We start from the raw sequence: 26,630 nt of genomic DNA, 5'->3' as shown, positions 1-26,630 counted from the left end.
CCAAGTTTTTGGGTGCGGGCGTTCGCCCGGAGGTCGGGCGGCGCGTCCTGGGGACAGGGGAGGGGGAGCGCAAAAGTTGGAGAATGTGGTCATCATTGATTGCGGCTCACAGTTTACGCAGTTGATCGCGCGGCGCGTGCGTGAGATGAACATCCACAGCGTCGTCCTGTCGTGGGACGCGCGGCGGGAGCGCGTAGCGGAGTTCAACCCGAAGGGGATCATCATATCGGGCGGGCCGGACAGCGTCAACGATCCGGACGCTATCGCCGTGGACCGGCGCGTGCTGGACATGGGGGCGCCGGTGCTGGGCATCTGCTACGGGATGCAGCTTCTGGCGAAGACCCTGGGAGGGGCGGTGGCCTCCGGCGAGCGGTCGGAGTACGGCGTGACGCGGGTGCGGCGCAGCGGCGACTCCCGCCTCCTGGAGGGGCTGCCCGAGGAGCTCGAGGTGTTGATGAGCCACGGCGACCGGGTGACCTCCCTGCCCGAAGGCTTTCGGGCCACGGCCTCCACGGAGGGAGGCGTCACGGCCGCCACGGAGGACCGGGCGGGGCACTTCTTTGGGCTGCAGTTTCACCCGGAGGTCGTACACACGGAGCACGGGCGCGACGTCCTGCGCCGGTTTCTGTTCGACATCTGCGGCTGCGCGGGGGACTGGCGGCTCGAGGACTGGGTGGAGGGCGCCGTGGCGGATATACGGCGCCAGGTCGGGGAGGGCCGCGTCGTGTGCGGGCTATCGGGGGGCGTGGACTCGAGCGTCGCCGCCGCCCTGGTGAACCGGGCCATCGGGTCGAGGCTGACCTGCATCTTCGTGGACCACGGCCTGATGCGGTTGAACGAGGCAAAGCACGTCGTGGCCTCCTACAGCGGCATGGGGCTCTCCGTGCGCCACGTGGACGCCTCCGCCCTGTTTCTGGATCGGCTGGCCGGCGTGACGGACCCGGAGAGGAAGCGCCGCATCATCGGGGGGCTCTTCATCGACGTGTTCGACGCGGAGGCGGCGAAGATCGGGGCGGTGGACTGGCTCCTTCAGGGGACGATCTACCCGGACGTCATTGAGAGCGGCCGCCGGAAGGGTGCGGTGCTCATCAAGTCCCATCACAACGTGGGGGGGCTGCCGGAGCACATGAAGTTGCGCCTCCTGGAGCCCCTGCGGGACCTCTTCAAGGACGAGGTGCGGGCCATAGGGCGCCTCATCGGCGTGCCGGAGGACATTGTGGACCGGCAGCCCTTTCCGGGGCCGGGGCTCGCCGTGCGCTGTCTGGGGGAGATCACGCGGGAGCGGCTGGATGCGCTGCGGGAGGCGGACGCCATCTTCCGGGAGGAGCTCAGGCGCGCGAAGCTCTACGACGGGATATGGCAGTCCTTCTGCGTGCTGCTTCCGGTGCGCACCGTGGGCGTGATGGGGGACAGCCGCACCTACAGCGAGGTGGTGGCGCTGCGCGCCGTCAACTCGCAGGACGCCATGACGGCCGACTGGGTGCGCATCCCTCCGGAGGTCCTGGACGTGACGGCCAGGCGCATCTGCAACGAGGTGCGCGGCGTGAACCGCGTCGTGTTGGACGTGACCTCCAAGCCGCCGGCGACGATCGAGTGGGAGTGACCGCAGAGGTCGAAGAATCCTTTAAACGCGGGGCTCTTCGAGCATTGAGAGCATCGAGTTGTTGGCTTAAATTGCAGCCCCTCGTCGAAACGATTGGGAAACGTCGTTCTTAACGCTAGCGCAGAGCCGTCTGACTTCGTTTGAAGCCGGGCGGCTTTTTTTTACTTATCTCGCTTCAGGCAGTGGACCTTGTGCGGCCAGGGTTTCTTCGTGTTGCTCTTGGGCGGAACGACCGGCTTCAGCCCACATTCTTCCGCAAAACGACGTGTCGCCATGCCGCTGCGGAAAAAGGCGTAGGTACCGGGTACGATGCCACGGGACAGAGCGAGATAGAAGACGAATGACACAAGAAAAGAACTGGGGTGGCTGTTTACCTCAAGGACGAGGAGGGGCATGAGGCCCCAAAGGGCAAAATATTGCACAGGCAGGAGCGGGGGGAGGAAGCCGATCAGGAAAGCGGCGGAGGTTAAAATTTTGTCCCTTTGCGACGCCAGCAGCAAGGCGTCACCTTCCCAGATCCTGCTGCCTGGCCTTTGCCTGTGTCTTGTCTGGGATGGGCTCAACGAACTCGATCCTGGCGTTGCTGTATCGTATTGCAAGGACGTCACCAACAGAGGGTTTCCTGTCGCCTGGAAAATCTCTGAGATCATGAAGGTAAACGGCGTGGGCGGAGGACCTCTGGATGGCGTGCGTGTCTGTGACTTTCAGAACCTCTCCCCTGTAGCAGTGGTCGCCTTTCGGGTTGGGACGGAATATCTGCCCATCTTCTCCAACCAGCTTCCGGGCTTCCGCCTCGACTACGGGGATAGCGTCATCTTGAGCTTGAGTCGCTGCGAGCTCCTTTTCACAAAATGCCGCCAGTTTGGGTATGTCGATAATTTCGATCTCCCGAACTGTCTTCTCCGATAATTTTCCATAATCATGGGCGATGATGTTACGCATTCCTCTGATATCAGACCATGAAACTTCATTTTTTGTACGCAAGACAAACTCTGGGCTCAACCTTTTCGCCAATTCGCCGATCTGCTGTATATTCATCACCACAGCATTGAAATGCAGCATATCAAAGATGTCACCTGCATTGAATCCTGAATTGACAATTCTGCTCCGTTCACCAGGTGACTGGGCGTCTGCAAGCTCACTATATCTAATGATCCAGCGACATTGCTCCATGATATCCTCCAGGAGAGCTTGGTCAGTTTTCAGCATACAGCAACACCCTCTCACGCAGGACGTTCTTTTTGAAGTTTACGTGGGACCGACTGAGATTTTTTAATCTGTCCTCTAAAGCGGATTCCTCAATCATATCTACATCGATATTTGGAATAGCCTTATTCAAGTCGTTATAGATACCCCCAATAGCGAACCCATTAACTGTCTCACCATCTAAACGAATCAACAGGTCAACATCAGAATCAGGTCGATGATCACCACGGGCTCGTGAACCGAAAATCCATACCGCCTTAATCCCATACTTCTTGGCAACAGGCTGAATCAATGCAGCAATATGCTCTTTTGTGAGTTGCCCTTGTTCAGATTCCAATGTTATAGACGGCAACATAAATCCGCCTCCTTGTGAACAGAATCAAGGTTATTATGTTTCGAAGGACGCCTGGACTGGGCTGCACTGCCGTTCAAGCTTCAAGCCATTCTTTTCCATAAGCTTTCACCGCATCATCAAGATTAAACCCAGCATCTCTCAACTCAATGCCCCAATCCGCTTTCAAAACTCTAGCCATGGGCGGAGACAAAGGAACCTGTTTCGTCAGCCTGGTTGCCAATTCCTCGTCACCAGCCCGCATTGCGGCAATGACCTGTTTCGTGATCTCCTTCCGGCGCTCATCGGACATCGTATAGAGACGAAGGAGGACTTAAAGTTCGACATGGTTTGCGCCTCCTGTAAGTGAGTCTTTCGGTCATTCTAACACATCTTTAAGCCCCCCTTCTGGGGTCTGATCTATATTAACTCTAACTCTTCCCCTGGTCCTATAGATGGGGACCACTATAACTGGTCACTTTTTATCCTCTTTTCATTTTGCGCAACTTATTGTACCTTATTATCAGAGTTCATCGAGTGGAAGCGGGCCTTGAAACGAGCTTCGTCTAAAGTCAGGAGGATGGATGCTATGCGGTTTGCGTTTTTGATCATGGGCGATGATTTCAATGTGGAGGCGGACAGGGCGTCGATTCACGATGGCGACGCTCAGATCGTCGGCGTTGCGAACCTGAAGGAAGCGAAGGAAGAAGCGCGCCGGCTGCAGCGTGAAGGGGTTGACTGTATAGAGCTCTGCGGCGCTTTTAAAGAAGATGGGGCGAGGGAGGTCATTGAAGCGACGGGAAACGAGCTCCCGGTCGGGTATATCGTCCATTTCCCGGAACAGGACGAGGTGTATCGCGCCGCGTTTTCCAAGTAGCGGCGTGCAGTTTTGCGGCGTCAGGTCATCTTGACCTGGGAACGGGGGATTTTATGGCTCAGGTGCCGTGGAATCCCCCGTCCGCTTTGAGGCCATCAGGGAGGTGGAGCGGACCGGCGCAAGTGTATCGACTCGTCCGAGCGCAACCTGCACTCTTGCTTAGAGCTTTACAACGATCTTGCCATTTACGCTTCCCTCATCCTGTGCGGCAACAGCGTCCTGTATGTCGTCGAAGCTGAACGCTTTTCCGTAAACGGGGACGAGATTTTTATCCTCAATAAAGCGGAAGATGTCGTCAACGACTTGCTGTGTGGGCCAGTTGCTGTGGAACCCGGTAAGGTACACGCCGTTTGGAACGTCCTTGATGGGATCAAATCCGTTGAGCGCGTACACGCCGCCGAGAACGCCGGTATTGCAGACAATGCCGCCCCTTTCCACGGCGGTCAGCGTATCTTTTACAGTTTTTGCACCGACAAGTTCAAGAGCTTTGCTGACTCCCTGAACGACGCCCGTGAGCTTCCCCTGGTCCAGGATCTGCTCGTCCGCGTCGAGGATCAGCTTTAACTTGTTTTCTCTATGGGTGGTGGCGATCACACGGCATCCCATCGCCTTTGCCATCTGTATCGCCGCATAGCCCAGCGCGCAGGTCGCCCCACGGATCAGGAGCGTGTCGTCGGGTTGCAGCTTGAGACATTCAAGGAGGCTGCCCCATGCGGTAAAATAGGTTTCCGGCACGGCCGCGAGCGTCGTCCAGTCGAAATCGCTTTCGATGGCAAAGACGTGCTGAACGGGCAAAAGAGCGTATTCAGCGTAACTGCCGTTGAAGCTGCGGCCCATGCCGCCCATCATGGCAACGACCTTTTGGCCTGTTGCAAGTCCGCTGTCGGAGGGGGCGGCAACCTCTCCCACGCACTCGATGCCGGGAACGATCGGCTTTTGAATGTACTCCGCGCGTATCTCGCTCAGGCGAAGTATCTGTTCCGAATGGTTCATGCCGAAAGCCCGGACCTTTATCAGGACCCAGCCGGGCCTCACCTCTGGAATTGGAACCTCCGACAGGCCGATATCCCCTGACTCCGTAACGCCGTTCAAGAGGACTGCTTTCATGGTTTTCATCCGGATCGCTTCAATACCTTTCTATCGCTTTCACGGGACAGTTTTCAGCGCAGTTACCGCATTGCAGGCAATGGCTTTCATCGATCGCAAAAGGGGTTCCTGAGCTGATGGCGTCCTGTGGACATACCGCCTGACAGGTGCCGCACCCGATACAGTTTTCCATGATGTGGTATCCCTTTTTTAGCGATTCGGCGTTTCCTACCACAAAATACTCCCGTGTGATCGGGCGGGTGGAGAGGCAAAAGTACTCTATCGTGTAGTCCTTCAGCAGGAAGATCGTGTCAATGTTCTTCGTCTCCCCGGGGTAGACGTTTTCGAGGTAGGGCTGTTCTTGATAAAGAACGTTCCGCCACTTGACCTGAGCCTCCTCCGGGACTTCTTCGGCTCTGCCGGAAAGTCGGATCATCTCTTTGTACTTCGTGTAGCTGAGTATCTGAACTCTTCCGTCGTTTTTCAGCTGCGAGGCAAAGTATTTCCCCCTGGCCGTCAGAAAGTACAGGCTCGTTCCCTCATAGTGAATAGCGCTGACGTTTCGCACCTGTGGAGCGCCGCTTTCGTCAACGGTGGCAAAATCAAGTACACCGACGTAGCCTAATTTTTTGATACAGGTTTCGATATCCATGATTTAACCTCTTTCCCCCTTTGACATTTCAGGCGTCAGCAACCCGTTTTCCACGCTGGCCCAGCACTGCGGATCGTCTCCGTAGAAATCGCCGTTCGTGCCCCTGGCGACTGCGGGACAACCACGGCAGAATTGCTTTAATTTACAACGAGAACATTTTGAAAAATCGTCATAATTTCTGAAGGCCTCCATGCCCGTTACCCAGACGTCAGCAAGTCGGTCCTCAAACACGCTGCCCACCTTGCTGTCCGCCACCCTGCGACAGGCGTAAATCTCTCCGGTGGGCAAAATCGTCAGATGACAGTTTCCACAGTTGCATCCACCGTAGATCATTCCATCGCAGGCATAGGACGGAATCTTGAATTTTCCTGTTTCGTACTCGTAAAGCGTCCAGAGGTGGTCTTTCTTGTTGAAATAAGTCTCGCAACCCTCCGTTTCGTGTTCCGTGAACTTTCGGTCGCAGATGGCAAGCAGCCTTCGATATTCCTGTGCTGTAATGCCTGCGTCGAGCTCACCTCCGGAGGGGACGTAACGGGAAAAGGCAAACACACTTGCCCTGGCTTTTACAACGGCATCGATGATGTCGGGGACCTCCGTATGATTTGCCTTGGGAACGGTGGTCATAACGACGCTGCGAATGCCGGCCTGGTTGATACAGCCTATTTTCTCCAATGTGCAGTCAAAGGACCCCCGCTTGCGGAACCAGTCATGAGTTTCCCTCAGACCATCCAGCGAGAGCTGATACTTCTGACAGCCTAAGGACTTCAACTCCCTGCATACCCGATCGGTCAGATGAAAGGGGTTCCCCATGATCGTAAAGGGGATGGCGTGCTTGTGAAACAGCTTTAAAAGCCGCCAGAAATCGGGATGTAAAATGGGATCGCCACCCGTAAGGTAAAAATACGGGAGCCTGTCGTGGACATCGCAGAAGTCAAGACAGTTATAGAACGTTTCCTGCAACTGCTTCCACGTCATGGAGTCGAGTTTTCGACGGGGATCGCCCGAAAAGATATAGCAATGCCTGCATCGCTGATCGCACTCGTCAGTAATATGCCATTGGAAAGAAAAATATTCTTTCATGTTCGTCCTTTGAGAGCAGTGTTTTGTCTGTATGAAAACGCATAAATTGAGCAATGAAAGATGTTCCCGGCAAGATATTCCCCGCCGGGAACGGTTCGAACTGGAGCGGGATTACTTCTTGTCCGCTGCGCCGCAGGCGGAACCGCAGGCAGTCGGCTTTTCTTCCGGCTTGTCTGCTGCCCCGCAGGCAGTCGGCTTGTCTGCTGCCCCACAGGCAGAGCCGCAGGCAGCCGGCTTTTTCTCCGGTTTGTCTGCTGCTCCACAGGCAGACGTTGAAGCTTCCTTATCCGTCTTTCCCCATCCGGACAGATCGGAAAGTGCCATCAGTATCTCCTCCTTCAAAATAGTCGGGATAGCCGGGGCGCTTTCTGCGCCTCGTTTGCATTGTATGAAACGGCGGGAGCTTTTACAAGTACTCACTTTTTTGTAACTGGCGAACCGTAGCGTCCGAGTTTTGATTCAAGGCAGCTTGGAAAGCGTTTATTTTGACCCGCGAGGCCTACCGGTGAACTTGGCCCGTTCGTTGTGTGGCCCCTCCTGCTGGAACTTCCGTGCACAAAAGCGTCCTTATTGACCTTTGCTGCGTGTTGCATTATGATTGAATGTAACATGAAAAAATGAAGCAATGGAGGTGTCCCATGAAAACAAAGGATGAACTGCCGGATTGTCCGGTTGCCACAACGGTACGGTTGATTGGGAGCAAGTGGAAGCTTTTGATTTTAAGGAATCTGTTGATGCGTTCGTGGCGTTTCAACGAGTTGCGTAAGGACCTGGACGGGCTCAGCCAGAAGGTGCTGACCGACAGCCTCCGCCAGATGGAAGCAGACGGAATCCTCACCAGGACGGTTTATCCCGAGGTGCCGCCAAGGGTTGAGTATGCCTTGTCAGAGCTTGGTGAGAGTATGCGTCCCGTCCTTACGGCAATGCACGAATGGGGGAGCGCCTATAAGGCACGGATGAAACAAAATTAACGTCATTCTTTGACGGCAGGGCGACGACAAGGTCCGGGGGGATTGTTGATGGAGTGCAGCGATTATCTGCGGCTCTTGGCGGAGGATATCCACACGGTGGCCGTCGCGACGGTGGGGACGGATGGACGACCCAGGTTGAGGGCCATCGACATCATGCTCTGGGACGAGGACGGGGTTTATTTTCTCACGGCGCGGGGAAAGTCCTTCTACGCGGAGCTCGTGGAGCAGGGGTTCGTTGCGCTGACGGGGATCAAGGGCAAGGTTTCCATCTCGCTGCGGGGTGAGGTGCAGGACATCGGCGGAGAGCGGTTGGACGAGATCTTCGAAAAAAATCCCTACATGAAGGAGATCTACCCCGGCCGCACGCGGGAGGCGCTTGCGGTGTTCCACCTCTGCAAGGCCGTGGGCGAGTACTTCGACATCAGCGTGCCGTCCCGCGTCCGACGGGATTCCTTCACGATCGGTGGGGCAGGGGCCGTCGAGACGGGGTACTTCGTGGGTTCTGGCTGCATCGGCTGCGGCCGGTGCCTGCGCGCCTGCCCTCAACGGTGCATCGACCTCTCAAGCGGGCGCGCCCTGATCGACCAGAAGCGCTGTCTGCACTGCGGCCGCTGTGCCGCGGCCTGCCCATCCCGCGTGATCGAGCGAAGGGGCATAGCGTGACAACGTGACCATCAGGAGGGGAGTGAGGGACGGCCTCTAAGGACCGTCACGACTTACGAGCACAGTAGCTTGCAGACTTTGAGCGAATGAAGTCAACCAGCAATCGAGGGGGCCTCCAGAAGCGCCTTCAAGTGCTTTATGTGCTTTATTATGATGGGCGCGGCGTTAGTTGACAAATTTTTGATGAAAAATAATAAAATACAATCACATAGACTTGTGGGAGGAAAATGAATGAATAAAATAACGTGTATTTGCTTAGGCGTTAAAAACATGGAAAGAGCGTTAAAATTCTACAGGGATGGGCTAGGGTTTGAAACAGATTGCAGAGAAGATAATCCATCCGTATGTTTTTTTAATACGCCGGGAACAAAGTTTGAACTTTTCCCTTTAGATTTACTGGCGAAGGATATTGATGAAGACAACCCGCCAACAGGAAATGGATTTTCAGGAATTACATTGGCATATAATGTGGAAAATAAAGAAGATGTGGATCGCACTATTGAGCTGGTAAGAAAAGCCGGTGGCACCGTTGTTAAAGAACCACAAGAAGTGTTTTGGGGTGGCTACCATGCGTATTTTTCGGATTTGGATGGATACTATTGGGAAGTAGCATGGGGGCCGAATTTTCAATATGATGAAAATGGCCTGTTAAAATTTTAGTGACATGGAAAGTCAAGAATAGCTCCAGGTAAGGGATATTTAAGCGTTTCCTGAGTCATTATCCAGGTTGGAGGGCACAGTGCAAGGCAAAATTCTTACACCAATTCGCGTTTAATACGGATTGCCTCCCCTGAAAGGGGAGGTGGTTCGCGTTAGCGAACCGGAGGGGTTGTTTCTCAGGCTCAACACCCCCCAGCCCCTTCGGGGCAGCCCCCCTTGCAGGGGGGCCTTTCTTTCTAGCGGGCTTGAGCCATGCCCATGAGCTGCTCGATGTTTTGCGCGGTCTGGGGAGACAGGCCCATGGCCCTGGCAAGGCCGTCCAGGTAGCTGCGCTCCGCGTCCGTGTCCACCTCGATGGCCATCAGGGAGGCGGAGTAGACCTGTGCGGCCATGTCGGGCTGTCCGCGCACCGCCTGCACGATGGCGTCCGTGGACATGGGGGTCTGCAGCTGGGTGATGACGTAGCTGAGGCCTTCCGGTCCGACGCCCGTCTCCTTGATGCGCGCCGTGATGCGGTTCAGCTCCTCCTGGTCCACCTGCCCGTCCGCCTTGGCCGCGTTCAGCATGGCGGTGAGCAAGAGCTTTGCGTCGTCCTCCGAGGGGGCCGCGCTGACGACCGGCTCGTTCTGCCCATTCTGCCCGGCGCCCTTCAGGGCCTTGAAGGCCATCATGCCGAGGAGCCCCAGCACGCCTCCTCCGATTCCGCCCGCGACGGTGCCCCGCTCCGAGGACAGCGCGCCCAGGAGCGCTCCGACCCCCGCCGCCGCCAGGTTGTCCTTGCCGCCCACCGCCTGACCCGCGCGGTTGACCGCCGCCTGGCCGCCGCTCAGCAATTTGCCGAGGGCGCCCTGTACCCCGTCGCCCATGGACGAGGCCGCCTGCTGCACCCTGCTGCCCGCGGAGGGGGCCATCCCTCCCTGCGTCATCGCGCCCAGGAGCTCCGTAAAGTTGATCGCCATCATCATCGTCCTCCGTTTCTCCTCCGAGGGCCGTTCTGCCGTCTCGGAACGTTCGGGTCAATCTTCAGCCACGCGCGTCGATTTGTCAAGGAGCGCCGTCCGTCGTGGCCGTGCAGGGCGTGGACGCCTGCGTCCGCACCTTTCGTTCATGAAGGGATGAAGGGCCGTCCGCGCGTCGCCTTCCTCGGGTCGCCTGCCGCGCGGGACTTCTCCATCCCATCTTCAACTTTTCTCGTCTTGCGGCGGCCTTTCAGGTTATAATGGGCGTGAGGTCGTGGGCCTTATTCTTTCTGAGCGGAGGAGAGAAAACGATGAAGAGGATTGCCATTGTCATGGGGAGCGACAGTGATCTCCCCATCGCGGAGAGGGCGGCGGAGGTCCTGAGGAAGCTTGCCGTCCCCTTTGCCGTCCGGGTGATGTCCGCGCACCGGACGCCTGAGGCCGTGGCCGCCTTCTCTCGCGGTGCGCGGGAGGCTGGCTTTGGCGCCGTCATCGCCATCGCGGGGAAGGCGGCGCACCTGGCGGGCTTCATCGCGGCGCAGACGCGGCTCCCCGTGATCGGTGTGCCGGTGCGGTCCGCCGACCTGGGGGGGCTGGACGCGCTGTTGGCGACCGTGCAGATGCCCTCCGGCGTGCCCGTCGCGACGGTGGCCATCGACGGTGGGGCCAACGCGGCCTGGCTTGCGGCGCGCATCCTGGCCGTCGCCGACGAGGGGCTTGCCGCTGCCCTCGATAAGGAGGCGGCGAGCATGGCCGAGGGCGTCGAGCGCAAGGATCGGACCCTGCAGGAAGGATCGGGGGAAGCGCGGTGACGCACCGGGAGGCCTACGCCAGGAGCGGCGTGAACGTGGAGGCCGGATACGAGGCGGTGCGGCTCATGGCGAGCTCCGTGGCGCGCACCCGCGTGCCGGGCGTGCTGACGGACCTGGGCGGGTTCGGCGGCGCCTTTGAGCTGCCCAGGGGGCTTCGGGACCCGGTCCTGGTCAGCGGGACGGACGGCGTGGGAACGAAGCTGAAGCTGGCCTTCCTGATGGACCGCCACGACACGGTGGGCATCGACTGCGTGGCCATGTGCGTCAACGACGTGCTCTGCTGCGGGGCGCGCCCGCTGTTCTTCCTGGACTACGTGGCGGTGGGCAGGAACGTGCCGGAGCGCGTGGCGGCCATCGTCTCCGGCGTGGCGGAGGGCTGCGTCCAGGCGGGCTGCGCCCTCATCGGCGGCGAGACGGCGGAGATGCCGGGCTTCTACCCGGCGGAGGAGTACGACCTGGCGGGCTTTGCCGTGGGGATTGTGGAGCGGGCGAAGATGCTGGATCGGAGGAACGTCCGGAGCGGCGACGTCCTCATCGCCCTGCCGTCTTCCGGCCTGCACTCCAACGGGTTCTCGCTGGTCCGCCGGGCTCTGGACGTGGAGCGGCGGGACCTGCGACGGCACGTCGACGAGCTGGGGTGCCCCCTCGGAGAGGCGCTCCTGACGCCCACGCGCATCTACGTGAAGCCTGTAATGGCGCTTCTGGAGGCTGTGGACGTCCACTCCCTCGCCCACATCACGGGCGGCGGGTTTCACGAGAACATCCCGCGCAGCGTCCCGGAGGGGATGGGGGTGCGCATTCGGCGCGCAGAGCTTTGGGTTCCGCCCATCTTCGGGTTCTTGATGCGCGAGGGCGGCATTGACGAGGAGCAGATGTTCCACGTCTTCAACATGGGCGTGGGGATGACCGCGACGGTCGCGGAGGACGACGCCGAGGTGGCGCTTCGCGTTCTGCGCGAGAACGGCGTTGAGGCGCGGCCGATCGGCAGCGTCGTGGACGAGGAGGGGGTTGTGCTGTGCTGAACGCACGTATTTCCATATTGGTTTCTGGTGGTGGGACGAACCTTCAGGCCCTGCTGGACGCCCAGGTGAACGGGGTCCTTCGGAGCGGCAAGGTGGTCCAGGTGATCTCAAGCCGGGCGGGCGTCCGGGCGATCGAGCGGGCGCACGAGGCCGGCATCCGCACCGACGTGGCCGAGTATCGCGAGTTTCCCAACCGCGAGGCCTTTGAACGGCGCCTGATGGAGCTTCTGACCCAGTCGAAGCCGGACGTCATCGTCCTGGCCGGCTTCCTGCAGATCCTGAGCGCGGACTTCGTCTCGCGCTGGGAAGGGCGGATCGTGAACGTCCACCCGTCCCTGCTTCCGGCCTTCTGCGGGAAGGGCTTCTACGGCCTTCGGGTACACGAAGCCGTCCTGGAGGCGGGCCTGAAGGTGACGGGGGCCACGGTACACCTCGTGACCGCCGAGCCGGACAAGGGCACGATCCTGATGCAGCGCGCCGTCGACGTGCTGCCGGACGACTCCCCGGAGCTCCTGCAGCACCGCGTGATGGAGCAGGCGGAGTGGCGCATCCTGCCCCAGGCCGTGGAGGACCTCTGCCACAGCCTGGCGCCCTCGCCCTCCGACTTCTGCCTGCGGGGGAACCGCTATCCCGGCCGGGGCATCATTCTGGGCTGCGGGCCCAACGGCCGCGCCGTCCTGGCGTACTTCATCATGGGGCGAAGCGCGGGGAGCCGGGCCCGCGCCTTCAGACGGGAGAAGGACGACGTCGTCATCCGCCTGCTGGACCAGTCCGGGGTCAAGGACCCGTCATTGATCCTCTACGCGCCCCTGCGGATGTGCGGGCGGCACATCGTGGTGGCGAACGGGGACCAGACGGACACGATCTGCACTTCCCTGAAGGGGGGCAAGGGGTTTGAGGAGGCTCTGCGCACGATGGAGTACGAGCCGGACGCGCCCCACTTCACGCCCAGGATCAGCGGCATGATCTCCCTGCCGGAGTCGGGCTTCAGCTACCGGCTCAGCATCCTGAAGGCGTCCGGAGCCGGACGCCGCTGCCAGCGCCAGTTCTTCGAGTACGAGCCCATCCCCGGGATGGGGCACCTCATCCACACCTACGCAGGGGACGGAGCCGTGTTGCCGTCCTTCGCCGGCGAGCCCCTGACGGTGAACGTCCCTTCGAGCATCGACGCCTTCACCAACGGGCTCTGGGAGGCCCTGGACGAGGAGAACCGCGTGGCCCTCTACGTCCGCTACACCCCCCTCGACGGGAGCCGCTACGAGGACAGGGTCGTCAACCGCTACGGCGAGGAGGCAAAGTTGCGTTGAAGGAGCTGGGGCTGAAGTACGGCTGCAACCCCAATCAAAGGCCGGCGCGCCTCTTTGTGCCGGAGGGACGGCTGCCCGTTGAGGTGCTCAACGGGCAGCCGGGCTACATCAACTTTCTGGACGCGCTGAACGGCTGGCAGCTGGTCCGCGAGCTCAGAAGGGAGCTGAAGCTCCCTGCGGCGGCGTCCTTCAAGCACGTGAGCCCCGCCGGGGCCGCGCTGGGCCTCTCCCTCAGCGAGGACGAGCGACGGCTGTTCTTCGTCGACGCCCCGGACGTGAACGACTCCCCCCTGGCCTGCGCCTACGCCCGGGCGCGGGGGACGGACCGCCTGTCCTCCTTCGGGGACTGGATCGCGCTGAGCGACCCCTGCGACGCCGCGACGGCGCGCGTGATCCGGCACGAGGTGTCGGACGGCATCATCGCGCCGGGCTATTCGGACGAGGCTCTGGCCCTGCTGCGGGCGAAGCGGAAGGGCGGCTACGCCGTCGTGCGCGTGGACCCGGACTACGAGCCGCCGGAGGTGGAGCGGCGGGAGGTGTTCGGCATCACCTTCGAGCAGGGCCGAAACGTCGCCCCCGTCATCGACCCCGCCCTCTTCGACGCGCCGGTGACGAAGCGGAAGGACGTCCCGGAGCCCGCGCGGCGGGACCTGACGCTGGCCCTCATCGTGCTGAAGTACACGCAGTCGAACTCCGTGTGCCTCGCCTCCGGCGGCCAGACCCTGGGTGTGGGCGCGGGACAGCAGTCCCGCCTGCACTGTACCCGCCTGGCGGGGGACAAGGCGGACGTGCGCCTGCTGCGCGCGCACCCCAGGGTGCTGGCCCTGCCCTTCAGGGAGGACCTGCCCCGCCCGATTCGGGACAACGCCGTGGACCGGTACGTGGCGCTGTCGCTCCTGCCCGGCGAACCCCTTCGGGACGAGGACTGGCGGCTCTGCTTCACGCGCCGCCCGGACCCCCTGACGCCTGCCGAGCGTCGGGAGTGGCTGGAGGGCGTCGAGGGCGTCTCGTTGGGCAGCGACGCCTTCTTCCCCTTTCCGGACAATGTGGAGCGCGCCCGCCGAAGTGGCGTGAGCTACATCGCCCAGCCCGGCGGCTCCATCCGGGACGACCTCGTCGTCCAGGCCTGTGACCGCTGCGGCATCGCCATGGTGATGACCGGCCGGCGGCTGTTCCACCATTAAACGCGCTCCTTTTCGGCTGGCCGTTGTGAGGCATTATCCTTTGGAGGTCGAGGACGAATGGACGTCATGGTGATCGGTGGGGGCGGGCGCGAGCACGCCATCGTGAGCCGCCTGGCGCGCAGCCCCAGGGCGGGGCGCCTCTACGTGCTGCCGGGGAACGGGGGCATCGGGCGCTGCGCCGAGTGCGTCCCCATCGGGTCGGAGGACCTGGAGGCCATCGTGGGGTTCGCCGTGGAGCGCGGCGTCGACTTTGCGGTGGTGGCGCCGGACGACCCGCTGGTGATGGGGGCCGTGGACCGACTCGAGGAGCGGGGAATTCCCTGCTTCGGCCCCAACGCGGCTGCGGCGGCCATCGAGGGAAGCAAGGCCTTTGCCAAGGGGCTGATGAGGAAGTACGGCATTCCCACAGCGCCCTTCGAGGTCTTCGAGGACGCGGAACGTGCCATGGCCTACATCGCGGCGGCGAATCGCCCGCTGGTGGTGAAGGCGGACGGCCTGGCGCGGGGCAAGGGCGTGGTGGTCGCGGAGGACGCCGACGAGGCCGCCGCGGCCGTCGTCTCCATCATGAAGGACCGCGTCTTCGGACGGAGCGGCGACCGCGTCCTGATCGAGGAGCGACTCCGCGGTCTGGAGGTCACCCTTCTGGCCTTCACCGACGGCCGCACGATCGTGCCCATGGTCTCCTCCATGGACCACAAGCGGGCCTTCGACGGCGACGCAGGGCCCAACACGGGCGGCATGGGGGTCGTCGCGCCGAACCCTCACCTCACGCCGGAGCTCATGGAGGTCTGCACGAGGACCATCCTGCGCCCCACGGTGGAGGCCATGAGGGCGGAGGGGCGCCCCTTCAAGGGCTGCCTCTACTTCGGGCTGATGCTAACGGAGGACGGGCCGCAGGTGATCGAGTACAACTGCCGCTTCGGGGACCCGGAGGCCCAGGCCGTGCTGCCCCTCCTGCGGTCGGACCTCCTGGAGATTATGGTGGCCGTGCGGGAGGAGCGCCTGGACGAGGCGGACGTCCGCTTCTCTCAGGACGCCTCCTGCTGCGTCGTGCTGGCCTCACGGGAGTACCCCGGCTCCTGCAGGACGGGGTTCGAGATCGACCTGGGAGGCGCGGAGGACCTGCCGGGCGTCGAGGTGTTCCACGCGGGGACGCGCCGTGAGGGGGACAGGCTGCTGACGGCGGGGGGTCGCGTGCTGGACGTGACGGCCGTGGCGCCGACGCCCGGAGAGGCGCGCGCGCGGGCCTATGAGGCGGCGAAGCGAATTCGCTTCGAGGGCGTGCGGTTCCGCGGGGACATCGGCGGCGTGGACGGGGAGCGCGAGAAGGTCTTTTGACGAGGGCGGCCCTGCGGGGCGGAGGCAGCCCCATGACGGGAGGCGGTCTGGATGGGTCGGGTTCACAGGCTTTACGTTGAGAAGAAGCCGCTGTTTGCGCGGGAGGCGGAGGCGCTCTGCGCGGAGTTCCGCGGCGTCCTGGGCATCGCGGGGCTGGAGAGGGTTCGCGTCCTGAACCGCTACGACGTGGAGGGGCTGGAGGCGGAGGCGCTTTCCGCGTGCGTCGGCGCGGTGTTCGCGGACCCCTGCACGGACGACGTGCTGGAGGCCCTGCCGGAGGCGCCTCACGTCCTGGCGGTGGAGTACCTGCCGGGGCAGTACGACCAGCGGGCCGACGCGGCGGAGCAGTGCATCGAGCTCCTGCTGGGGCGCAGGCGGCCCACGGTGCGCACGGCCCGTGTCTACCTGCTCTGGGGCGTCCTGAGCGACGCGGACCTGGCGGCGGTGAGGAGGCACCTCATCAACCCGGTGGAGAGCCGCGAGGCGCAGCTGGCGGAGTGCGACGCCCTGGAGGCCCTCTACCCGACGCCCCCCGACGTGCCGGTGCTGACGGGATTTCGGGAGATGGACGAGGGGGCCGCGAGGGCCCTGATCGAGTCCCACGGCCTCGCCATGAGCGCGGCGGACCTGGCCTGCTGCGCGGCGCACTTCAGGGAGGAGGGCCGGGACCCGACGCTGACGGAGCTCAAGGTGCTGGATACCTACTGGTCGGACCACTGCCGCCACTCGACCTTTCTGACGTCGCTGGACTCCGTCGAGTTCGAGGACGAGCGCGTTCGGGAGGCCTACGGCCGCTACCTGAAGCTGCGGGAGGAGACGGGGCGGAGCGACCGGCCCGTCACGCTGATGGACATGGCGACGATCGGCGCGCGGGCGCTCAAGGGGCGGGGAAAGCTGACGGACCTGTCGGAGTCCGCGGAGGTCAACGCCTGTACGGTCCGCATCCGGGTGAACGGCGAGCCGTGGCTCCTGCTGTTCAAGAACGAGACGCACAACCACCCCACGGAGATCGAGCCCTTTGGCGGGGCGGCCACCTGCGTGGGCGGCGCGATCCGCGACCCGTTGTCCGGCCGCGGGTACGTGTACCAGTCCATGCGCGTGACGGGCGCGGGGGACCCCCGCCGCCCCGTCGCCGGGACGATGCCGGGCAAGCTGCCCCAGCGCACGATCGTCACCGCGGCGGCGGCGGGCTACAGCTCCTACGGCAACCAGATCGGCATCCCCGCGGGGATCGTGGACGAGATTTACCACGAGGGCTACGTGGCCAAGCGCATGGAGATCGGCGCGGTGATCGCCGCGGTCCCCGAAGCCAACGTGAGGCGCGAGGAGCCCCGGCCGGGGGACGTCGTCTTTCTGCTGGGGGGCCGCACGGGGCGTGACGGGTGCGGCGGGGCCTCCGGGTCCTCCAGGGCCCACACGGCCCGGTCCCTCGAGACCTGCGGCGCGGAGGTGCAGAAGGGCAACGCGCCGGAGGAGCGCAGGTTGCAGCGGCTGTTCCGAAACCCGGAGTTCACGCGCATGATCAAGCGCTGCAACGACTTTGGCGCGGGCGGCGTGTCCGTGGCCGTGGGGGAGCTGGCGGACGGGCTGGACATCGACCTGGATGCCGTTCCGCTGAAGTATGCGGGCCTGGACGGCACGGAGATCGCCATCAGCGAGTCCCAGGAGCGCATGGCCATCGTGGTGGACGCGAAAGACGCGGCGCGGGTCCGGGAGCTGGCGGAGGCGGAGGACGTGCGGGCCGCCGTGGTGGCCCAGGTCACGGCGGATGGGCGGGTGACGATGCGCTGGCGCGGGAAGCGCATCCTGGACCTGCCCCGCAGCTTCATCCAAAGCAACGGCGCGGAGCGCCATGCGAAGGTGCTCTGTGCCTCCCCCCGGCCCTACGCCCCGGAGGCGCCGGACGGCTTCGTCCGCGGGATGCGGGCCGTGGCGACGGACCTCAACGCCTGCTCCCGGCGCGGGCTCTGCGAGCGGTTCGACTCCTCCGTGGGGGCCAACTCCGTGCTGTCCCCCTTCGGCGGCCGGCGTCAGCGGACCCCCGCCCAGACGATGGTGGCGAAGATCCCCTGACGGGTGGCCAAAACGACACGAACGCCTGCTCCGCCATGGCCTGGGGGTTCGACCCCTTCCTGTCCTCGGCCTCGCCCTACGACGGCGCCTACATGGCGGTGGTGGAGTCTCTGTGCCGCCTGGCCGCGGTGGGCGTCCCCCTGGAGTCCTGCCACCTGAGCCTTCAGGAGTACTTCGGCCGTCCGGGCGCGGACCCGCGGCGGTGGGGGCTGCCCGCCGCCGCGCTCCTGGGCGCCCTGGACGCCCAGATGGACTTCGGCGTCGCCGCCATTGGTGGCAAGGACTCCATGAGCGGTTCCTTCGAGGGGCTGGACGTCCCCCCGACCCTCGTCTCCTTCGCCCAGGGCATGACCGACGTCTCCCGCGTCCTGTCGCCGGAGTTCAAGCGCGCAGGGTCCCGCGTCGTCTGGCTGCGCCCAGGGCGCCGGGGCCTGTTGCCTGAGCCGAAGTCTCTGCTGGCCCTCCTGGCGCGCGTTCAGGACCTGCGCGTCAGGGGCGAGGCCCTGGCCGTGGGGACGCCCGCCTTCGGCGGGCCGGCGGCCCTCGTCCTGAGGATGGCCATGGGCAACGGGTTCGGCTTCGCGTTCGACGACGGGCTCGCCCTGGCGGAACTCTTCGGCCCGGCCCGTGGCTCCTTCGTGGTGGAGCTGGCGGAGGGCGTCTCGGACCTGGAGAGTGCGGAGTTCGACTGCACCGCCCTGGGCTGGGTGCTGGAGGCGCGCAGGGCGACCCTGGGCGGCGAGTCCGTCGGCATGGACGAGCTGGAGGAACTCTACGAGGGCGCGCTGGAGGACGTCTTCCCCGTGAGGTGCGACGCGGGGGAGCTGGTCTCGCTGCCCGACGCATGGCCGGCTCCGGCGGAGCGGGCCGTCCCCCGCCCGCTCCACGGCGCCGCTCGCCCGCGGTTCCTCATCCCCGTGTTCCCGGGGACGAACTGCGAGTACGAGTCCGCACGCGCCGTGGAGCGAGCGGGAGGGGAGGCGGAGGTCCTGGTGGTCCGGACGCTGACGCCGGAGGCCATGAAGGAGTCCGTGGACCGGTTCGCCGCACGGCTGAGCGCGTCGCAGGCGCTCTTCCTGCCCGGCGGGTTCTCCAATGGCGATGAGCCCGACGGGTCCGGCAAGTTCATCGCCATCTTCCTGAGGAGTCCGGCGGCCCGATCCGCGGTGGAGGGGCTCCTGGAGGTGCGGGGCGGTCTGATTTTGGGGGTGTGCAACGGCTTCCAGGCCCTGGTGCGCACGGGGCTCCTGCCCTTCGGACGCGTCGTGGACCCGGACGAGCTGGGGGAGGGATCAGCCGTGCTGACCTTCAACGCCATCGGCCGCCACCAGTCGAAGATCGTCCACTCCCGCGTCCTCTCGAACCGCTCTCCGTGGCTGAGCCGCACGCGGGTGGGCGACGTGTTCGCCATGCCCGTCTCCCACGGCGAAGGCCGCTTCGTCTGCGGGGTGCCCCTGCTGCGCCGCCTGGCGGAGGCCGGGCAGGTCGCGACGCAGTACGTCGATCTGCAGGGGATCCCCACGATGGACGTCCAGTACAACCCGAACGGCTCCCTGGCCGCCGTCGAGGGCCTGCTCTCGCCGGACGGGCGCATCTTCGGCCGCATGGGGCACGCGGAGCGGGTGGGGCATGGCCTCTACCAGAACGCGGGGCGCACGGGGGGCACGATGATGTTCGAGTCGGCCATGGACTTCCTGATGGGGTAGCGCGGGAAAACTGAAAATTCCCCCTGCACAAACCGCGCGGATGCTCTATACTTCTCTTTGTTTCCTGAGGCCCCTGCCGCCTGCGGGGGCCTTTTGATTTTGAGGCCGGGAGGTCAAATGCGATGGAAAAGCGGGAGCAGCTTTATGAGGGCAAGGCAAAGAAGGTATTCGCGACGGACGACCCGAAGCGCTACGTCGTCGAGTACAAGGACGACGCCACGGCGTTCAACGGCGAGAAGCGCGGCACCATTGCCGGCAAGGGCGTCGTCAACAACCGGATGAGCAACATCCTGTTCCGGATGCTCGAGGCGAACGGCGTGCCGACTCACTTCGTGGAGGAACTGAGCGACCGGGAGACGCTGGTGCGGGCCGTGGAGATCGTGCCCCTCGAGGTCATCGTCCGCAACGTGGCCGCGGGCTCCTTCTCCAAACGCTACGGCGTGGAGGAGGGGCGGGTGCTGAGGAACCCCACGCTGGAGTTCTCCCTGAAGGACGACAGCCTGGGCGACCCCCTGATCAACGATTCTCACATCCTGGCGCTTGGGTTGGCCACGGAAGAGGAGCTCAGGACCATGCACGAGATGGCCTTCAAGGTCAACGACCTCCTGAAGGACTACTTCCTCAAGATCGGCGTGAAGCTCATCGACTTCAAGATCGAGCTGGGCCGTTGCGACGGCCGGATCGTTCTGGCGGACGAGATCTCGCCGGACACCTGCCGTTTCTGGGACGCCAGGACGAACGAGAAGCTGGACAAGGACCGCTTCCGCCGCGACCTGGGGCACGTGGAGGACGCGTATCAGGAGATGTTCAAGAGGGTGACGCAGTAGGTGCAGGGGGAGGACGGGGGGCGGACGTCCCCCGAAGCTCGAACTTTGGAATGGAGCGCGGAGGCGGAGATGGAATGGTATGAGGAGGACGCCCTGCACGAGGAGTGCGGCGTCATGGGGGTTTATCGGAAGGAAAAGGACGCCGCGAGCCTTGTGTATTACGGGCTTTACGCCCTTCAGCACCGCGGTCAGGAGAGCGCCGGCATCGCCGCGAACCGGGGGGGCACCGTCATGCAGGTCAAGGGGCCCGGACTGGTGGGGGAGGTGTTCCGCGGGGAGACCCTGGCGGGCCTGAAGGGCAACATCGCCGTGGGCCACGTGCGCTACCCGACGGCCGGAGGGTCGGACCCCCGCAGCGCCCAGCCCCTGGTGGCCCGCTGCGGGATGGGGGACATCGCCCTGGCGCACAACGGCAACCTGGTGAACGCGGACAGCATTCAGGAGATGCTGACGGACGCGGGCGTGATCTTCCAGACGACGACGGACAGCGAGTCCATCCTCAACCTGATCTGCCAGCACGGCAACAAGCGCGGCGTGGAGGCGGGCATCCGCACCGCGATGAGCCTGATCAAGGGGGCCTACGTCCTGGTCATCACGCTGGGGGACCAGCTGATCGGCGTGCGCGACCCCTACGGCCTGCACCCGCTGTGCCTGGGCAGGCTTGCGGACGGCTGGGCATTGGCCTCCGAGAGCTGCGCGCTGGACGCTATCGACGCGGAGTTCGTCCGCGACGTGGAGCCGGGCGAGGTCGTGTTCATCGACCAGGAGGGGGTGCGCAGCCTCCCCCCGGCTCAGTGGTGCCGCAAGAGCCTCTGCGTGTTCGAGCTCATCTACTTCGCGCGGCCGGACAGCGTGCTGGACGGCATCAGCGTCTACGACTTCCGCCGCCGGTGCGGGCGGCTTCTGGCGCGCCAGCGGCGGATCGAGGCGGACCTGGTGATGGCGGTGCCGGACTCCGGCATCCCGGCGGCCATCGGCTACGCCGAGGCGTCCGGCATCAACTACGGCGAGGGACTGATCAAGAACAAGTACATCGGGCGCACCTTCATCCAGCCGACCCAGGAGATGCGGGAAACCGCCGTCCACATCAAGCTGTCGCCCATCCGCAGCAACATCGAGGGCAAGCGCCTGATCGTGGTGGACGACTCCATCGTGCGGGGGACGACCAGCCGCCGCATCGTGCGCCTGCTGCGGGCGGCCGGAGCCAGCGAGGTCCACCTGGTCGTCTCCTCTCCCCCCGTGTGCTACTCCTGCTACTTCGGCATCGACACGCCCTACAGGGAGAAGCTGATCGCCGTGCAGAAGACGCAGCAGGAGATACTGGAGTACGTCGGCGCCGACTCCCTGACCTACCTCAGCGACGCCTGCCTGTCGGAGGCCTGCGGGCACCAGGACCTCTACTGTCGGGCCTGCTTCGACGGGAACTACCCCATGGAGGTCCCCGCCACCGCGCGGCCTGCGGGGTTTTTCAAGGAGAGCGGGCCGACGGGCTTCGCGGCGGACATGGAGTCGTAGGGAGCGCCGGAGAACGCGGCGCTGCCGAGCGCGTTTCGGAGGCGCGGCGCGAGAGGACAGAGATGGAGGGAGCTTATGATGCTGAGCGCGGTTCTCTTTGACATGGATGGGCTGATGTTCGACACGGAGGCGCTGAACCTGAGGGCCTGGGCGGCGGCGGGGGAAGGACACGGGTACGCGATCACGCCGGAGGTCATGCACGATCAGATCGGCCTGAGCCTGCCGAAGACGCGCAGCATGATGCAGGAGCGGTTCGGCCCGGCTTTCGACTTCGACTTGGTGCGGGGGGACCGCATTCGCTGGACGGAGCGCTGGATCGAGGAGCACGGCCTGCCGGAGAAGCCTGGCCTCCGCCGGGTCCTGGCGTGGCTCATCGAGAGGCGGGTCCCGCGGGCCATGGCGACCTCGAGCGACCGAGGGATCGTGGGGTTCTACCTGAAGCACACGGACGTGGGCGAGTGCTTCGACCTGATCCTCACGGGGGATCGCGTCGAGCAGGGCAAGCCCGCGCCGGACATCTTCCTGAAGGCCGCTCTGGAGCTGGGGGCGGACCCCGCAGGCTGCGTCGTCCTGGAGGATTCCTACAACGGCATTCGGGCCGCCCACGCCGCCGGCATGATGCCCGTGATGGTGCCAGACCTCCTGTCGCCGACGCCTGAGATCGCGGCCCTGACCTATCGCGTGGTGGGGAGCCTGAACGACGTCATCCCCGTCCTGGAGGCGCTGGCCGATGAGCGAAGGCCGGAGCGCTGAGGACCGGGACACGGCGTCCCTCATCCGCGCCTTCGTCGCCGTGACGGTCCCCGATGGAGCGGCGCGGACGCTGGAGCTCCTCCTGACGCGCCTCGTGCCGTTGGGCCGGCTGCGGTGGGTGACGCGGGCCCAGCTGCACGTCACGCTGCGCTTTCTGGGGGAGCGGACGCCCGACGCGATCGAGAGGGTGAGGCGCGCGCTGGCGCCGATCGCCTTCCCGCCCTTCGAGGTGGAGCTCTCCCGCGCGGGAGCGTTCCCCAGCCTGGAGCGTCCCCGCACGCTCTGGCTCAGCGGCACGAGGGGCGCGGCGGAGCTGACAGCCCTCGCCGCCCGCCTGGAGGATGCGCTGGCGGAGGCGGGCATCCCGCGGGAGCGGCGACCCTTCGTTCCCCACCTGACGCTGGCCCGTTGCAGCGGGGAGCCCCTGTCGCCGGCGCTCCTGAGGGCGCTGGAGCAGGTGCCTCCCGTCTCGTGGACCTGCTGCGGCATCGAGCTGATGCGAAGCCGCCTGACCCCCCGCGGGGCGATCTACACTCCCATCCCCCTTGAGGGGGTTGCGCCATAATACCAAATCGCGTCTAATGTGGATTGCCTCCCCTGAAAGGGGAGGTGGTTCGCGTCAGCGAACCGGAGGGGTTCGGCCAGACGACCGGCCTCACGCAAGCCGATCTTTCGGGAGGATTGCGGCGGCCGGTTGGTCGGCTGAGGGCGAAGGAAGTCCGGGGGACTTCCGCAGCTCGGCCAGACGACCGGCCTCACGCAAGCCGATCTTTCGGGAGGATTGCGGCGGCCGGTTGGTCGGCTGAGGGCGAAGGAAGTCCGGGGGACTTTCGCAGCTCGGCCAGACGACACGACTTATGCAATCGCGTCAGCGATTGCAGCGCTGCGTTGGTCGGCTGTGCCGAAGCAAGGCAATTGATTGCCTTGTGGAGGCGTTGACGGGGAATGTCAGACAGGCGCGTCTTATGAAAAACACCCCTCCCCTTCGGGGAGCCTTCCGGCAGCCGTTCGCTGACGCTCACGGGCCGTCAGTCCCAGCCCCTTCGGGGCAGCCCCCCTTGCAGGGGGGCCTTTCTTGCCCTTCTTTAAACGCGAATTGGTATAAAATGCTACGAAGCGCCATGAAGCGCATGAAACGAGGGGCCGCGTCTGCGGCCCCTCGTTCGTCTGCCCCTAGGGCCCCTGAGGTGCCCCGGCGGACGGCGTTTTGTCTCCCCCCGCCCTCAAGCCATCATGGCGGCCCGCTGGACGGCCTCCTGCTGGAGCTCTCGCACCAGGTTGATGCGAAACACGTCCGGAAACTCATCCAGGTTGCAGCAACTGAGGCTGTAGCGGACGGTGAGGTTGTCCTCCGCCGGCAGGGGCTCCACGCTCACCAGCATGGAGGTGCTGCGGGTCAGGCCCAGCACCCTGGAGACGCGGGAGTACTTGGCGAGGTAGTTCTCGTACTCGCCCGTCTTGGCCTCGATCCAGAAGATCTTGTCCCCCACGGAGAGCAGGAAGTCCAGCTCGAAGTTCTCCCCCGTGGGGAGGATGATGTTGGGGTTCTTCATGAAGGCGTAGGGCAGGCTGACCGTGGCGGGGTGCGTCGTCAGGATGGAGATCACCTTGTCGCGGATGTAGTGCTCCAGCCAGCCTCCGGTCAGGAAGTTGATGGCCGCCGGCGTCCGGTTCACCTGGGCCACGATGCTGTACTGGGGAGCGCGCCGGTAGGTGAAGGAGGAAAGGAACTTCGCCGCGCTCAGCATGTGGCAGAAGTTCAGCGTGTGGGTGATGTCCCGGCTCGGCAGCTTCGCCAAAGAGTAGCGGAACTCGCGGCAGTCGTTCAGGGTGGCCTTCATCATCTCATAGAAGGGGCGGACGTAGACGAGGTACTTGCCGAGGAACGTGGCGATTTGAGGCACCTCCCTGGGCAGGTGCCCCTCGTCGGGGATGGAGGTGACCTCCACCCGGTGGTCCTTCAGGTACTTGTAGAGGAGGTCGAGGCGCTTCTGGGAGAACTGCCCGCCGCGCTCCGGGGCGTTTGCCGTCGGCGCCAGGAGGTCGCCCGACGCCCCCACCGGAAAGACGGAGAGGTCCGGGTGGGGCAGCAGGTTGGGCGTCAGGAGCTCGATGTGGCGGCCCGCGCGGGAGCTGGAGATGGTCCTCATCAACCCCGCCGCCTCCAGGTTGTCCAGCTGCGCCAGGAGCGAGGGCTTCCCGATGCCCAGCGCCTGCGCCAGCTGGTTGACGTGAAGCAGGCCTTCCTCATGCCCCTTCAGGACGTCCATCAGGACGAAGAGCGTCCCCAAAGGGGTGAAGCCCCTCAGGGAGGACATCATCTCCACGCTGCTGAACTCCGTCGGGGAGTAGGGGTTCCTTCGAGCCGGCGCCTTCTCGTCCTTCCGCTTTGGAGCCGACGCCGCGTCGGACCGCTCCACCGGATGCGGCGCCTGGGGCGTCGCCGGCCTGGCGCTCTTCGCCGGGGTCTCCGGCTGGGGGGCGGTGCGCTTGTGCCGCCTGCCGCCTCTGCGGTTTCGGCTGTGGCGGGAGGCTCCGCTCCTGGCGGGGCCGGAGGCGGAGACGGCGGACTCGATGGCCTCCCCCACGCTGAAGGGGATCTCGCCATCGTCCAGCACCTCGCGGTCCAGCTCCTCGAGAGGCGCCACGCCCGTAAGGGGCTCCGCTGCCTCTGGCTCGTCCAGAGGAAACGGGGCCTCCGGGGTCGCCCGCTCCGGGACGGAAAGCTCGCGAAGGGGAGAGGACACGATGGTGATGTCATAAGGAGCTTTTTCGTTATCAGTAACGTTATTGTTACTTTTTTTGACCCCATTTTCTGAATCGACGCCGACTTCTCCCTCCGTTGGATGGTCGGTAGGGGTTTTTACGGAAATGTTTTCGTTATCGATAGTCGAAACGTTACCTTTATGGACCGTCCCCTCGGCTTTTTTGTCGCCAACTTCGGAAGTGTTTTTAGGACCGGTATGGTTATCGGCGTTATTTTTCCCGCGTCCGCGCCGTCCTCTCCCCCTCCCCGTCGGCTTTGCGGAGGAGCTCTTCCGCTTCGAGGCGTCCGCGAGTTCCGCCTCCACGGGGGTGGAACCGCCCTCGCCGGGCTCCGCTGTGCGGGCTGCCCTGGCCGGATGGCCCTCCGGGGCCTCAGGCGCTGAGGCGGGAGCGTTTTTGATATCGGTAACGTTTTCACTGGCTCTTTTCCGCCGCGACCTTTCTTCCTCGGGGGCAGTGCCGCGGTCCGGCGCCTCTTCGGGGCGCGTTTTCGCCGTCCTGCGCCTTCCTCTGGGCGCGGGGGCGCTGTGCAGGGTCATCTTTTCATTTCCGGTATCGTTATTGATTCCGTCTTTTTGACGATCGGGGGCCGTTGAGCGCTTCGCGCTCTCCGTCGAGGCCTCTATGGCGACGCGCCCTCCTGCCGAGGGCGTCTCCTTCGCCGTCTGCCGTTTTTCGGCGGCGATCGCCGTCAATTCGGTCGCCGCAACGGGAGCCGGGCCCTTGCCGGCGGCGGCGCGTCGTCCCCTCCTCCGCTTTTCTCCCCCCGATGGCTCCTCCGGGGCTTCGGGCTGATGCGGGGAAGTGGTTGATTGTTTGTTACCGGTATGGTTTAGGGGTGGCTTCTCCGTTTTTTGGGGGGCGGTCTTGGGGCTCTCCGTGGCCCTCTTCGTTCCGTCCGAGGCCGTGCGGGGCTTTCGGGGGCGCGTTGAGGTGGCCTTTGCGGGGGCCTTTTCGGAGGCCTTGGCGGGTTCCCGCTTCGCGGAGGCCGGCTTGGGCTTCCGGTCGGGCTCCTGCTCCGACGGGGCAGAGCCCTTGCCGGAGGGTTCCGCCGGCTTCTCGACGGCCTTCCGCCTGCTTCGCGTCCTCTTTGCCTTCTCCTTCGTTGCCCTCTCCGCCTGTGCCGCATCCGCCATGTCGCGTTCCTCCGCCTGAGCCCCTCGCTCGTGAGGCTCCCATGATTTTTATACCGGTCATTATTTTATCACCTTTTAAAATTTTTGGGACGGAAACTTGTCC

At 64.1% G+C, this 26,630-nt stretch carries 27 protein-coding genes; 17 read left to right on the top strand and 10 right to left on the bottom strand.

All coding sequences use genetic code 11. The features are described from left to right. Window positions 1–76 precede the first annotated feature (76 nt). Window positions 77–1,603, top strand: a complete 1,527-nt coding sequence (gene guaA, locus ACK28C_RS01955) for a glutamine-hydrolyzing GMP synthase (RefSeq protein WP_208873397.1) — start codon at window positions 77–79, stop codon at window positions 1,601–1,603. Window positions 1,604–1,764: 161 nt separating this feature from the next. Here the strand turns inward: guaA and ACK28C_RS01950 are convergent, their stop codons facing one another. The 4 genes from ACK28C_RS01950 to ACK28C_RS01935 all read right to left on the bottom strand — a co-directional run bounded on the left by ACK28C_RS01950 (window position 1,765) and on the right by ACK28C_RS01935 (window position 3,453). Continuing rightward, window positions 1,765–2,103 carry a hypothetical protein gene (locus tag ACK28C_RS01950; protein ID WP_208873399.1) on the bottom strand — a complete coding sequence of 113 codons (339 nt, stop codon included), beginning with the start codon at window positions 2,101–2,103 and terminating at the stop codon, window positions 1,765–1,767. A gap of 4 nt (window positions 2,104–2,107) precedes the next feature. Beyond that, window positions 2,108–2,812 (bottom strand): DUF86 domain-containing protein, encoded by a 705-nt coding sequence (locus ACK28C_RS01945; RefSeq protein WP_015556764.1) that lies wholly within the window; start codon window positions 2,810–2,812, stop codon window positions 2,108–2,110. Beyond that, the gene (locus ACK28C_RS01940) at window positions 2,799–3,164 is read right to left on the bottom strand and encodes a nucleotidyltransferase family protein (RefSeq protein WP_015556765.1); all 366 of its coding nucleotides are present in this window, start codon (window positions 3,162–3,164) and stop codon (window positions 2,799–2,801) included. Before ACK28C_RS01940 ends, ACK28C_RS01945 begins: the two co-directional genes overlap by 14 nt. A 73-nt stretch (window positions 3,165–3,237) precedes the next feature. Then, window positions 3,238–3,453 (bottom strand): hypothetical protein, encoded by a 216-nt coding sequence (locus ACK28C_RS01935; protein ID WP_208873401.1) that lies wholly within the window; start codon window positions 3,451–3,453, stop codon window positions 3,238–3,240. 276 nt (window positions 3,454–3,729) lie between these two features. On the opposite strand from ACK28C_RS01935, the gene ACK28C_RS01930 reads away from it, so the two are divergent. Continuing rightward, window positions 3,730–4,017: a DUF6506 family protein gene (locus ACK28C_RS01930; protein ID WP_015556766.1), complete on the top strand. Its 288-nt coding sequence runs from the start codon at window positions 3,730–3,732 to the stop codon at window positions 4,015–4,017. A gap of 159 nt (window positions 4,018–4,176) precedes the next feature. Here the strand turns inward: ACK28C_RS01930 and ACK28C_RS01925 are convergent, their stop codons facing one another. The 4 genes from ACK28C_RS01925 to acgA all read right to left on the bottom strand — a co-directional run bounded on the left by ACK28C_RS01925 (window position 4,177) and on the right by acgA (window position 7,159). Continuing rightward, a complete protein-coding gene (locus ACK28C_RS01925; protein WP_015556767.1) occupies window positions 4,177–5,133 on the bottom strand; it encodes an alcohol dehydrogenase catalytic domain-containing protein in 957 nt (318 codons plus the stop codon). A 10-nt stretch (window positions 5,134–5,143) separates the two neighbouring features. Beyond that, complete coding sequence (locus ACK28C_RS01920; RefSeq protein ID WP_015556768.1) at window positions 5,144–5,755, bottom strand: 4Fe-4S binding protein; 612 nt, start codon at window positions 5,753–5,755, stop codon at window positions 5,144–5,146. 3 nt (window positions 5,756–5,758) lie between these two features. Continuing rightward, window positions 5,759–6,835, bottom strand: a complete 1,077-nt coding sequence (acgM, locus tag ACK28C_RS01915; protein ID WP_015556769.1) for a radical SAM/SPASM domain protein, ACGX system — start codon at window positions 6,833–6,835, stop codon at window positions 5,759–5,761. Window positions 6,836–6,946: 111 nt separating this feature from the next. Then, on the bottom strand, window positions 6,947–7,159 hold the full coding sequence (gene acgA / locus ACK28C_RS01910; RefSeq protein WP_208873403.1) for an ACGX-repeat peptide: 213 nt from the start codon (window positions 7,157–7,159) through the stop codon (window positions 6,947–6,949). Window positions 7,160–7,473: 314 nt separating this feature from the next. On the opposite strand from acgA, the gene ACK28C_RS01905 reads away from it, so the two are divergent. The 3 genes from ACK28C_RS01905 to ACK28C_RS01895 all read left to right on the top strand — a co-directional run bounded on the left by ACK28C_RS01905 (window position 7,474) and on the right by ACK28C_RS01895 (window position 9,129). Continuing rightward, a complete protein-coding gene (locus ACK28C_RS01905) occupies window positions 7,474–7,806 on the top strand; it encodes a winged helix-turn-helix transcriptional regulator (RefSeq protein WP_409152385.1) in 333 nt (110 codons plus the stop codon). A 48-nt stretch (window positions 7,807–7,854) separates the two neighbouring features. Continuing rightward, window positions 7,855–8,469 (top strand): 4Fe-4S binding protein, encoded by a 615-nt coding sequence (locus ACK28C_RS01900; protein WP_409152384.1) that lies wholly within the window; start codon window positions 7,855–7,857, stop codon window positions 8,467–8,469. A gap of 231 nt (window positions 8,470–8,700) precedes the next feature. Then, a complete protein-coding gene (locus ACK28C_RS01895; RefSeq protein WP_208873409.1) occupies window positions 8,701–9,129 on the top strand; it encodes a VOC family protein in 429 nt (142 codons plus the stop codon). Window positions 9,130–9,365: 236 nt separating this feature from the next. On the opposite strand, the gene ACK28C_RS01890 is transcribed toward ACK28C_RS01895, so the two are convergent. After that, window positions 9,366–10,094, bottom strand: coding sequence for a tellurite resistance TerB family protein (locus ACK28C_RS01890; RefSeq protein WP_409152383.1), 729 nt, complete (start codon window positions 10,092–10,094; stop codon window positions 9,366–9,368). A 305-nt stretch (window positions 10,095–10,399) separates the two neighbouring features. Between ACK28C_RS01890 and purE the strand changes: the two genes are divergently transcribed. From purE to thpR, 11 genes are all read left to right on the top strand, one after another. Beyond that, the gene (gene purE / locus ACK28C_RS01885; protein ID WP_409152381.1) at window positions 10,400–10,900 is read left to right on the top strand and encodes a 5-(carboxyamino)imidazole ribonucleotide mutase; all 501 of its coding nucleotides are present in this window, start codon (window positions 10,400–10,402) and stop codon (window positions 10,898–10,900) included. Then, window positions 10,897–11,922 carry a phosphoribosylformylglycinamidine cyclo-ligase gene (gene purM, locus ACK28C_RS01880; RefSeq protein WP_409152380.1) on the top strand — a complete coding sequence of 342 codons (1,026 nt, stop codon included), beginning with the start codon at window positions 10,897–10,899 and terminating at the stop codon, window positions 11,920–11,922. The genes purE and purM overlap by 4 nt, the downstream gene beginning before the upstream one ends. Then, on the top strand, window positions 11,916–13,229 hold the full coding sequence (purN, locus tag ACK28C_RS01875; protein ID WP_208873411.1) for a phosphoribosylglycinamide formyltransferase: 1,314 nt from the start codon (window positions 11,916–11,918) through the stop codon (window positions 13,227–13,229). The genes purM and purN overlap by 7 nt, the downstream gene beginning before the upstream one ends. After that, a complete protein-coding gene (locus ACK28C_RS01870; RefSeq protein ID WP_409152379.1) occupies window positions 13,226–14,413 on the top strand; it encodes a phosphoribosylaminoimidazolecarboxamide formyltransferase in 1,188 nt (395 codons plus the stop codon). The genes purN and ACK28C_RS01870 overlap by 4 nt, the downstream gene beginning before the upstream one ends. A gap of 57 nt (window positions 14,414–14,470) precedes the next feature. After that, window positions 14,471–15,751, top strand: a complete 1,281-nt coding sequence (gene purD, locus ACK28C_RS01865; RefSeq protein WP_409152378.1) for a phosphoribosylamine--glycine ligase — start codon at window positions 14,471–14,473, stop codon at window positions 15,749–15,751. A 51-nt stretch (window positions 15,752–15,802) separates the two neighbouring features. Next, window positions 15,803–17,824: an AIR synthase-related protein gene (locus tag ACK28C_RS01860; RefSeq protein ID WP_409152377.1), complete on the top strand. Its 2,022-nt coding sequence runs from the start codon at window positions 15,803–15,805 to the stop codon at window positions 17,822–17,824. 35 nt (window positions 17,825–17,859) lie between these two features. Continuing rightward, window positions 17,860–19,530 (top strand): phosphoribosylformylglycinamidine synthase subunit PurQ, encoded by a 1,671-nt coding sequence (locus tag ACK28C_RS01855; RefSeq protein ID WP_409152376.1) that lies wholly within the window; start codon window positions 17,860–17,862, stop codon window positions 19,528–19,530. A gap of 122 nt (window positions 19,531–19,652) precedes the next feature. Continuing rightward, the gene (purC, locus tag ACK28C_RS01850; protein WP_015555837.1) at window positions 19,653–20,357 is read left to right on the top strand and encodes a phosphoribosylaminoimidazolesuccinocarboxamide synthase; all 705 of its coding nucleotides are present in this window, start codon (window positions 19,653–19,655) and stop codon (window positions 20,355–20,357) included. Window positions 20,358–20,426: 69 nt separating this feature from the next. After that, the gene (purF, locus tag ACK28C_RS01845; RefSeq protein ID WP_208873928.1) at window positions 20,427–21,872 is read left to right on the top strand and encodes an amidophosphoribosyltransferase; all 1,446 of its coding nucleotides are present in this window, start codon (window positions 20,427–20,429) and stop codon (window positions 21,870–21,872) included. 75 nt (window positions 21,873–21,947) lie between these two features. Next, complete coding sequence (locus ACK28C_RS01840) at window positions 21,948–22,625, top strand: HAD family hydrolase (RefSeq protein ID WP_409152374.1); 678 nt, start codon at window positions 21,948–21,950, stop codon at window positions 22,623–22,625. Beyond that, a complete protein-coding gene (gene thpR, locus ACK28C_RS01835) occupies window positions 22,603–23,190 on the top strand; it encodes an RNA 2',3'-cyclic phosphodiesterase (RefSeq protein WP_015555835.1) in 588 nt (195 codons plus the stop codon). The genes ACK28C_RS01840 and thpR overlap by 23 nt, the downstream gene beginning before the upstream one ends. A 658-nt stretch (window positions 23,191–23,848) precedes the next feature. On the opposite strand, the gene ACK28C_RS01830 is transcribed toward thpR, so the two are convergent. After that, a complete protein-coding gene (locus tag ACK28C_RS01830) occupies window positions 23,849–25,372 on the bottom strand; it encodes a hypothetical protein (RefSeq protein WP_409152373.1) in 1,524 nt (507 codons plus the stop codon). An 886-nt stretch (window positions 25,373–26,258) separates the two neighbouring features. On the opposite strand from ACK28C_RS01830, the gene ACK28C_RS01825 reads away from it, so the two are divergent. After that, window positions 26,259–26,546, top strand: a complete 288-nt coding sequence (locus tag ACK28C_RS01825) for a hypothetical protein (RefSeq protein WP_409152372.1) — start codon at window positions 26,259–26,261, stop codon at window positions 26,544–26,546. Window positions 26,547–26,630: the final 84 nt, after the last annotated feature.

Origin of the sequence: Fretibacterium fastidiosum (assembly GCF_964642095.1) — a bacterium.
Lineage (GTDB): Bacteria > Synergistota > Synergistia > Synergistales > Aminobacteriaceae > Fretibacterium > Fretibacterium fastidiosum.
The sequence above is the reverse complement of the archived record's forward strand: the minus strand, read 5'-3'. Positions and strand labels throughout refer to the sequence as shown.

Bases quoted from the DNA above. Each gene is read 5' to 3' on its own strand.
- ACK28C_RS01945 (WP_015556764.1), bottom strand. From the start codon at position 2,812: ATGCTGAAAACTGACCAAGCTCTCCTGGAGGATATCATGGAGCAATGT.
- ACK28C_RS01940 (WP_015556765.1), bottom strand. From the start codon at position 3,164: ATGTTGCCGTCTATAACATTGGAATCTGAACAAGGGCAACTCACAAAA.
- ACK28C_RS01935 (WP_208873401.1), bottom strand. From the start codon at position 3,453: ATGTCCGATGAGCGCCGGAAGGAGATCACGAAACAGGTCATTGCCGCA.
- ACK28C_RS01930 (WP_015556766.1), top strand. From the start codon at position 3,730: ATGCGGTTTGCGTTTTTGATCATGGGCGATGATTTCAATGTGGAGGCG.
- ACK28C_RS01925 (WP_015556767.1), bottom strand. From the start codon at position 5,133: ATGAAAACCATGAAAGCAGTCCTCTTGAACGGCGTTACGGAGTCAGGG.
- ACK28C_RS01920 (WP_015556768.1), bottom strand. From the start codon at position 5,755: ATGGATATCGAAACCTGTATCAAAAAATTAGGCTACGTCGGTGTACTT.
- acgM (WP_015556769.1), bottom strand. From the start codon at position 6,835: ATGAAAGAATATTTTTCTTTCCAATGGCATATTACTGACGAGTGCGAT.
- acgA (WP_208873403.1), bottom strand. From the start codon at position 7,159: ATGGCACTTTCCGATCTGTCCGGATGGGGAAAGACGGATAAGGAAGCT.
- ACK28C_RS01905 (WP_409152385.1), top strand. From the start codon at position 7,474: ATGAAAACAAAGGATGAACTGCCGGATTGTCCGGTTGCCACAACGGTA.
- ACK28C_RS01900 (WP_409152384.1), top strand. From the start codon at position 7,855: ATGGAGTGCAGCGATTATCTGCGGCTCTTGGCGGAGGATATCCACACG.
- ACK28C_RS01895 (WP_208873409.1), top strand. From the start codon at position 8,701: ATGAATAAAATAACGTGTATTTGCTTAGGCGTTAAAAACATGGAAAGA.
- ACK28C_RS01890 (WP_409152383.1), bottom strand. From the start codon at position 10,094: ATGATGATGGCGATCAACTTTACGGAGCTCCTGGGCGCGATGACGCAG.
- purE (WP_409152381.1), top strand. From the start codon at position 10,400: ATGAAGAGGATTGCCATTGTCATGGGGAGCGACAGTGATCTCCCCATC.
- purD (WP_409152378.1), top strand. From the start codon at position 14,471: ATGGACGTCATGGTGATCGGTGGGGGCGGGCGCGAGCACGCCATCGTG.
- ACK28C_RS01860 (WP_409152377.1), top strand. From the start codon at position 15,803: ATGGGTCGGGTTCACAGGCTTTACGTTGAGAAGAAGCCGCTGTTTGCG.
- ACK28C_RS01855 (WP_409152376.1), top strand. From the start codon at position 17,860: ATGGCCTGGGGGTTCGACCCCTTCCTGTCCTCGGCCTCGCCCTACGAC.
- purC (WP_015555837.1), top strand. From the start codon at position 19,653: ATGGAAAAGCGGGAGCAGCTTTATGAGGGCAAGGCAAAGAAGGTATTC.
- purF (WP_208873928.1), top strand. From the start codon at position 20,427: ATGGAATGGTATGAGGAGGACGCCCTGCACGAGGAGTGCGGCGTCATG.
- ACK28C_RS01840 (WP_409152374.1), top strand. From the start codon at position 21,948: ATGATGCTGAGCGCGGTTCTCTTTGACATGGATGGGCTGATGTTCGAC.
- thpR (WP_015555835.1), top strand. From the start codon at position 22,603: ATGAGCGAAGGCCGGAGCGCTGAGGACCGGGACACGGCGTCCCTCATC.